Origin of the sequence: Sulfurihydrogenibium yellowstonense SS-5, from assembly GCF_000173615.1 — a bacterium.
In the GTDB taxonomy this organism is placed as follows: Bacteria; Aquificota; Aquificia; order Aquificales; family Hydrogenothermaceae; genus Sulfurihydrogenibium; species Sulfurihydrogenibium yellowstonense.
Map to the genome: position 1 here is coordinate 1 of NZ_ABZS01000203.1, position 2,731 is coordinate 2,731.

The window sequence follows — 2,731 nt, forward strand, 5'->3', positions numbered from 1 at the left end:
CTATTAAGCTCTATGGACCTCCGGAAGTCCAAGCTCCCAAATTGTTCCAGCATGCTTTATAGATACTAACGGAGATGCTCCGGTTCCACCATCATGTCCGGAGATATGGATAATATCAGCAAAAGCTTTTGCTACCCCTGAAGCTACAACACCAATTCCGCTTTCTGATACAAGTTTTACGATTATTTTAGCCCTTGGGTTTATCATTTTTAAGTCATAAATTAGCTGTGCTAAATCTTCTATTGAGTAAATATCATGATGTGGTGGTGGAGATATTAAAGTTGTTCCGGGTCTTGCATGTCTTAAAAATGCAATGTATGCATCAACCTTTTTACCCGGTAGCTGTCCACCTTCTCCCGGTTTTGCACCTTGGGCTATTTTTATTTCTATCTCTTCAGCTGAATTTAAATATTCTGGCGTTACTCCAAACCTTCCTGATGCAACCTGTTTGATTTTACTATTTTTTATAGTTCCATATCTTGCCGGGTCTTCACCACCTTCACCGGAGTTTGATTTACCACCAAAAGAGTTTAAAGCTTCTGCTATGGTCTCATGCGCTTCTCTGCTTAAAGCTCCGACGGACATCCCGGCACCGACAAATCTTTTCATTATACTTTCTATTGGCTCTACTTCTTCTATCGGAATTGGTGGTCTATCTGATGTTATTTCAAGTAAATCTCTTAGCTCTACCGGTTTTTCTGCATAAGCATATTCTGTAAATGCTTTATACTCCTCAAGCTTAACCTGTCTTACTGCTCTATGTAGAGAAGTTAAAGCTTTTGGATTCCAAGAGTGGAACTCTCCGCCTTCTCTTCTATGCCTGTACTCTCCACCTACCGGAAGCTCTGTAAGCTCTCCTGAGAATGCTTTATTAAATCTTGCCCAAAGTCTCCCTTGCTATCTCTATAAATCCTATTCCATCAAGCTTAGAAATCGTTCCCGGGAAGCATTTATCTACGACTTCCTGAGAAATACCAAGAGCCTCAAATAAGCCGGCAGACCTATAACTTTTTATCGTAGCAATTCCCATTTTTGACATTATCTTTAAAAGCCCTTCATTGACAGCTTTTTTATAATTCTTTACTGCTTCTTCAAAAGATAGTTCAAACTTACTGTCTTCTTCAACAAGATTTCTTATTATCTGTACAGCCATGTATGGATTTACAAGAGTAGCGCCGTATCCTATCAAGAAAGCTATGCTGTGAGTATCTCTAACCTCTCCTGAATCTGCTATTATGCTAAATTTACTTCTTTTGCCTTTTCTTGACATATAAGCATTAACAGCTCCAACAGCAAGACCCATAGGAATTGGAGCACCCTCAATAGATACATCTCTATCTGATAAGATTATGATTTCTTTTCCATTGTCTACCGCCTCTTCAACTCTTTGACAAATTTCATCTAAAGCCGGTTCTAACGCAGTATCGTAAGGTGGGAATATAGTTGGAATTATTTGGATTTTTTCTGGATACGTTTGTATAAGTTCTTGCATTTCGTTGTCAAAAATGATTGGTGAATCAAAAACAATCTGTTTTGCATGCTGTGGCGTCTCAAGTAAAAAGTTTTCTTTTTTTCCTACGTATGTCTTTAAAGACATAACGGCTTTTTCTCTGATTGGGTCTATCGGTGGGTTTGTAACCTGTGCAAATCTTTGTTTAAAGTAAGAGGCAAGCATTTTAGGTTTTCTTGATAAAACAGATATAGGCGTGTCATTACCCATTGAGTAGGTAGGCTCTGCTCCTTTAAGAGCCATTTCTTTAACAACCATGTTTATCTCATCTTTATCATATCCAAAAGTAATTAACTCTTTTAATACATCTTTTCTTTCTACTTCCGGAACATCCTTAGCCGGTATAAACGGAGTGATATTCTCTTCTACCCATTCTTTGTATTTTTTATTTTTAACAAGCAGGTCTATAATCTCTTCTGAGAAATAGATCTTTCCTGATTCTAAATCAAGAGCTATTTTATCTCCCGGACCTAATCTTCCTTTTAATTTTACTTCTTCTTCCGGAAATTCTATAACTCCAACTTCAGAAGCCATAAGTATAGTATCTTCTGTAATTATGTACCTTGCCGGTCTTAGACCGTTTCTGTCTAACTTTCCACCTATGATTTTTCCATCTGTAAATGCTATAGCAGCAGGACCATCCCAGCTTTCAAAAATACATGCAAAATATTCATAGAATGCTCTTTCTTCTGGTGTTAATCTTGTATCGTTTTCCCATGCTCTTGGAACTAATACATTAATTGCAGTTAAAATGTCTTTTCCAGAATGGACTAAAAATTCTACTGCGTTGTCAAGAGATGCAGAGTCGCTGTCAGTATCGTTTGTAATTGGCAAAATATACTCTGCAAGGTCTCCCCATACTTCTCTAATGTCTTGGTATTTAGCTTTTAGCCAGTTTCTGTTTGCTGAAATAGTATTTATTTCTCCATTATGGGCAAGCATTCTGAAAGGATGAGCAAGCCTCCAGTTAGGAAATGTATTAGTTGAATATCTTTGATGGAATATTGCAAAAGCTGTTTCATAATCTTCATCTTGTAAATCATAGTAAAAATCTCTCAATTTTGGAGCTGTAACAAGTCCTTTATAAACTATTGTTCTTGAAGATAGAGAAGGAATATAAAAATCTTTGTAATCAGGATTATTAGCAAGCTTTTCAAGTTTTTTTCTTAAGATAAATAATTCTTTTTCAAAATTATCAACTTTTACACCTTCTTTTGATAT

The 2,731-nt window shown here is 36.5% G+C and carries 1 protein-coding gene and 1 pseudogene; both read right to left on the minus strand.

Annotated features, from left to right (window positions below):
• Positions 1-3: 3 nt before the first annotated feature.
• Positions 4-729: pseudogene (locus SULYE_RS08620) on the minus strand (glutamate synthase-related protein); the annotation flags it as partial.
• A gap of 142 nt (positions 730-871) precedes the next feature.
• Positions 872-2,731: glutamate synthase central domain-containing protein (locus SULYE_RS07530; protein WP_007548124.1), on the minus strand; the 1,860-nt coding region annotated here is incomplete at its 5' end.